Source organism: Variovorax sp. Root434 (genome assembly GCF_001426595.1).
Taxonomy (GTDB): Bacteria; Pseudomonadota; Gammaproteobacteria; order Burkholderiales; family Burkholderiaceae_C; genus Variovorax.
Genome location: NZ_LMEK01000018.1, coordinates 1 through 4,950 on the forward strand (window position 1 = coordinate 1; position 4,950 = coordinate 4,950).

Annotated in this window: 6 protein-coding genes; 5 read left to right on the plus strand and 1 reads right to left on the minus strand. The window is 71.7% G+C overall.

Features of this window, described 5'->3' with window-relative positions:
- Positions 1 to 202 (plus strand): hypothetical protein (locus ASD05_RS17415; protein ID WP_157610153.1); only part of this gene is annotated, 202 nt, incomplete at its 5' end.
- Between the two features lie 27 nt (positions 203 to 229).
- Here the strand turns inward: ASD05_RS17415 and ASD05_RS17420 are convergent.
- Positions 230 to 2,212 (minus strand): YadA family autotransporter adhesin, encoded by a 1,983-nt coding sequence (locus tag ASD05_RS17420; protein WP_056595029.1) that lies wholly within the window; start codon positions 2,210 to 2,212, stop codon positions 230 to 232.
- 149 nt (positions 2,213 to 2,361) lie between these two features.
- Between ASD05_RS17420 and ASD05_RS17425 the strand changes: the two genes are divergently transcribed.
- From ASD05_RS17425 to ASD05_RS17435, 4 genes are all read left to right on the plus strand, one after another.
- On the plus strand, positions 2,362 to 3,363 hold the full coding sequence (locus tag ASD05_RS17425; RefSeq protein ID WP_056595030.1) for a helix-turn-helix transcriptional regulator: 1,002 nt from the start codon (positions 2,362 to 2,364) through the stop codon (positions 3,361 to 3,363).
- Between the two features lie 157 nt (positions 3,364 to 3,520).
- Positions 3,521 to 3,891: response regulator (locus tag ASD05_RS30770; RefSeq protein WP_235508015.1), on the plus strand; the 371-nt coding region annotated here is incomplete at its 3' end.
- A 94-nt stretch (positions 3,892 to 3,985) separates the two neighbouring features.
- Positions 3,986 to 4,339 (plus strand): winged helix-turn-helix domain-containing protein, encoded by a 354-nt coding sequence (locus ASD05_RS30775; protein ID WP_235508016.1) that lies wholly within the window; start codon positions 3,986 to 3,988, stop codon positions 4,337 to 4,339.
- Positions 4,332 to 4,950 (plus strand): PAS domain S-box protein (locus ASD05_RS17435; protein WP_157610155.1); only part of this gene is annotated, 619 nt, incomplete at its 3' end. The genes ASD05_RS30775 and ASD05_RS17435, both read left to right, overlap by 8 nt.

The window sequence follows — 4,950 nt, forward strand, 5'->3', positions numbered from 1 at the left end:
CACGCCCTTCGACATGACGGTGCTCAACCGGCTCGACCGCTTCCATCTCGCCGCCGATGCCATCGCGCGCGTGCCGAGGCTGTGCGACAGCGCGGGCCATGTGCAGCAGCAACTGCGCGACAGGCTCTTGGAGCACCGGGCCTACATCACGCGCCACGGCCGGGACATGCCCGAGATCGAGAACTGGCGCTGGAGCAGGTAGCCGGCGCCGGACGCGCCCGCCTGCCGGCTACCACTGGTAGCCGGCCTGCACCCTTGCACCGACCTGGGCGCCGGAGCCGGCGGCGACGGAGAGGCCGCCGCCCATCTGCCAGTGGTCGTCCAGTTGGTAGGCAAAGCCCACACCCACCGCGCTCTGGCCCGCATAGTGGGCCGCCGCGGCGCCGAACCAGCGGCGGCCGGCCTGCAGCATCGGCACCGACGGCATCGCCATGGCCTGCGCGACACCGCGTGCCGCGAAGTCGCGCACCGCCTGCACCTGGGCGCCGAACTGCGCGCTCGTGCGCTCCAGCTGCGAGAGGTTGACCGCGTCGGTGGGCAGGGTGCCGGGCGCGACGTTGGCGATCTGGCGCGGCGCCGCCGCGCTGCCCACGCTCACCGTGGAAGGACGGTCCGCCACCGAGCCCTGCCCCAGCGCGACCGAGTCCGGCGCCAGGGCACGGGCGTTCGCGCCCAGCGCCACGGCATTGACGCCGCTGGCCAGCGAGGCCGCGCCGATGGCCGTGGTCGGGTCTGCCAGGGCCCGCGCACCGTCGCCGATCGCCAGCGAGCCCGCGTGGAGCGCCTGCGCATCGCGGCCGATGGCCTGGGCACCATCGCCCTGCGCCGAGGCGCCGATGCCCACGGCGACGGCCCCCATGCCGCTGGCGCTGGCCGCCGCCTGCCCGGGCACCGAGCAGCGCAGCGCCCCGCCGTTCACGGTGCACACGCCCAGCTGGCCGTTCACTACCGCCTGCAGCTGCACCGACTGCTCCTGGATCTGCGTCGTGTGGGTCTGCAGCTGCTGGGTCATGTCGATCACCTGAGCGCCCTGGTTCGTCGCCAGGTTCAGGGCCTGCTCGGCGGTGGTGCGCACGCCATACAGCTGCGCCCCGTTGACCGCGTCGGTCGAGGTGGCGCTGACATCTCCGGCAACGACTCCGCTGATGCGCCCGGCGTTGACGATGCCCGTGCCCCGGTTGTCGATGCCGCCCTGCGTGACCAGCCGGCCGCCCACCACCGCACCGCCGCCCACGGACAGCGTGCCGGCATTGACCTGGCCGCTGGCCTCGACGTCCGCGACGTTGGTCAGCGTGCGCTGGTTGCTCGCGGAGCCGAAGGACACCACGTTGCCGCGGCCACCGTCGCTGCTCTGGGCGCCGATGGCCACCGAGTTCTCGCCGCTGGCGGTGCTCAACGCGCCCAGGGCCATGGAGCGCAGGCCACTGGCCCACGCATTGCGGCCCATCGCAAGTGCCGCATCGGCGTTGGCGAAGCTGGCGTAGCCCAGCGCCATGGTGCCGTCGCCGGACGCGCGCGCCGCCGAACCCAGCGCGGCGCTGCCGTATCCGCTGGCGTCGCTGTCGGAACCGATGGCGAGGCTGCGCTCGGCGCGGGCCTTGCTGTTGACGCCCAAGGCACTGGCGCGCACGCCGCTCGCCTGGCTGTCGCTGCCTACCGCGACGGCGCGCTCACCACTGGCCGCGCTGTCCGCGCCGATGGACACCGCCTCCACGGCCGAGGCCGCGCTGCGATAACCCATGGCCACCGAAGATTCGCCGCTGGCCTTGGCGGCGTTGCCCATCGCCAGTGCCGAGCCGGCGCTGGCCTCGGTGAACGAGCCGATCGCGGTGGCCGAGTTCGCGCTCGCGTTGCTGCTCAGGCCCATGGCGGTCGCGCCGTTGGCGCCCGCCTGGGCACGAATGCCATAGGCCGACGCATTGCCCCCGTAAGTCGTGGTCGAGCGCCCCATGGCGATGTTGCCCGTGGACAGGTCGATGCCGGCCTGGGACTCTGGGCCGCCGGCAATGTTGCTGTGGCAGTCGGCCTGCACCACATCGGGCGCGCTGCTGAAGCCGGAATACGCGCCGACGTCGCGGCTGCCGTAGAGCGTGCCGCCCGGACACACATTGGGGTTGAGCACCTGGGCCTGCACGGCAGGCACGGTGCAAAGGCTCAGGGCGCACAGCAGCTGCGCGGCAGGCGCCAGGCGCGGTGATGGTTGGCGTTTCATGGTCTGTTCTCCTCGCTCGCGCGGCTCCAGAGGCCGCCCATCGATGCTGCGGGCGCGGCGTGCCCGGCCCATACCATGCTTTGTGGTAGCCTGCGGCGCCCCGGCCGGGCCTCCCGCCCGCCGCCTCCCCCGATCGCGACCCGCGTGCCATGCCCTCACGGACACCACCCTCCGATCCCGACGCCCGCCCCACCCGTACAGCCGAGCCGCTGTCGCTGCTGCGCCTGGCCCGCACCACCGGCAGCGAACGCTTCCAGCACGAGCTGCTGCGCCGCCTGCTGGACGAGTTCCGCGCCGACCACGGCGCCATCAACACCTGGCATCCGCGCAGCTTCGTCTCCTCGGTGGGCATCGGCTACGACCTGGCCGCGATGAGCGAGCAGTGGAACCGGATCAACGGCGCGGAGCTGGACTTCATCACCTTCGCCATGCGCGCGCAGCCCGAACAGGCCGCGTTCGCCAACGACGACGATCCGCGCTGGCAGCGGACGCCGCCCGCCTGGCGCGAGTTCCTCTCGGGCCATGGCATCGTCCACCAGATGGGCGTGGCGATTCCCTTCGAGGGCAGCGAGACCTTCGTGCACCTGTACCTCAACCGCGGGCCCGGTTCGCCTGCGCACACCGAGCGCGACGCACGCGCGCTGACCGCGCTCACGCCGCAGATCCGCGAGTCGCTGCTGGTGAACCGGCTGTATGCGCACGCCCGCCAGGGCCTGGACGAGGAAGCGCAGCCGCTGGCCCTCACCGACGCGGACGGCTGGGTGCTGTTCGCCAACCGCGCCTTCTGCGCCGCCTGGCCGGCGCTCGCGGCGCTGGCGGGCGCGACCTCTCCGCGCCTGCCGCAGGCATGGCTGGCCGGCCACCGGAGTGCGCTGCGCCCGCTGGAAGCCGCCGGGTGGTCGATGGAGGTCGGCCACGACGAAAGCGGCCTGCGCGTCGCCCTGCGCCGCCGCCCGGCGCGCGATGGCATCGCCGCGCTAACCTCGAGGCAGGCCGAGATCGCGCGGCTTTACTGCTTGGGGCATTCCAGCAAGGACGTCGGCCTTCGGCTCGGCCTGTCTCCGGCCACGGTGCGGGTGCACCTGCGCAACGCCTACAGCCGCGCGGGCGTGGGCAGCCGGGCTGCGCTTAGGGCCTGGCTGGGCCTCTGAGGCGAGAGGCCCGCGCGGGCCGGAAAACGCGGCGGAGACGGCCTGCGGGTACCGTGCAGGGTACCCCTGGTATGGGATGCCTCGGCACGGCGCGCGTGCTACGCTCAGCTCAGACCGGAACACCCAGGAAATTCGTGCTGTATTTCCTCGTCAGCGCATGAAAAACACCCCCCACATCGCGGTTCTCGACGACGAACCCGACATCACCGAACTGCTGGCCAACTACCTGCAGGGACACGGCTTCCGAGTCAGTCAGGTGCACGAGGGGCGGGCCCTGATGGCGCTGATGGAAACCGACCCGGTCGACCTCGTGCTGCTCGACCTCGGCCTGCCCGGCGAGGACGGCTTCACGATCGCCCGCCGCATGCGCGAGAGCTGGCGCTGCGGCCTCATCATCGTCACCGGGCGCGGCGACGCCGTCGACAAGGTTGTGGGCCTCGAAGTGGGTGCCGACGACTACGTGACCAAGCCCTTCGACCTTCGCGAACTGGTGGCGCGCGTGAAGGCCGTGCTGCGTCGGCTGATGCCNGTGGGCCTCGAAGTGGGTGCCGACGACTACGTGACCAAGCCCTTCGACCTTCGCGAACTGGTGGCGCGCGTGAAGGCCGTGCTGCGTCGGCTGATGCCGGAGACGCCCGCAGCCACCACGGCCTCCCCGGACAAGCTGCGCTTCGCCGGCTGGCAACTCGACACCGCCTCGCGCAGCCTCCTGAACCCGCAGGGCGAGCGCGTCGTCCTGACCGGCGGCGAGTTCGACCTGCTGCATGTCTTCACGCTGCACCCCGGCCGCGTGCTTTCGCGCGACTTCCTGCTGGAGCACACGCACGGGCGCGAGGCCACGCCCTTCGACCGCACGATCGACGTGCAGGTCGGCAGGTTGCGCAAGAAGATCGAGGCGGACGCAGACGATCCGCAGCTCATCAAATCGGTGAGAGGCGCGGGCTACATCCTGGTGCCGCCGGTGTCCCATGGCTGATCTCTCGGACGATCCGTCCCTCCCGCCGGACGCTCCCGTCCGGCGCCTGCCGTCGGGCATCGAGGAAGGCAGCGTCTTTCGCCTGCTCTTCATCGCCTACCCCGATTCGCTGCTGCTGGTGGACCAGTCGGGCAGCATCCTGCTCGCCAACCCCTCGGCGGCTGCATTGCTGGGCTACGCGGTGGACGAGCTGGTGGGCCTGAACGTCGACGTGCTGGTGCCCGACAGCATCCGCCCGCGCCACGCCTCGTACCGCGAAGCCTATGGCCGCGCGCCTCGCCCTCGCCCCATGGGCACGCACATGGAGCTGGTGGCCAAGCGCAAGGACGGCAGCGAGGTCATGGTCGAGATCGCGCTGAGCCCGCTGCAGAACCATGGCCTGCCCTTCGTGGTGGCCGCCATCCGCGACATCGGTGCCTACCCGCGCGTGAAGCAGGCGCTGCAACGCGCCCGCTACAGCGAGCACCTGGCCCAGTTGGGTCGCCTCGCTGTGGACACTCGCGACCTGAAGGCGGTGCTCGAGCACGTGCCGGAAATCATCGCCACGGCCTTGCAGGTCGAGGTCGCGATGGTGTGGCTGCTCGACAGCAACCGGCTCGAATTCCGGGTGG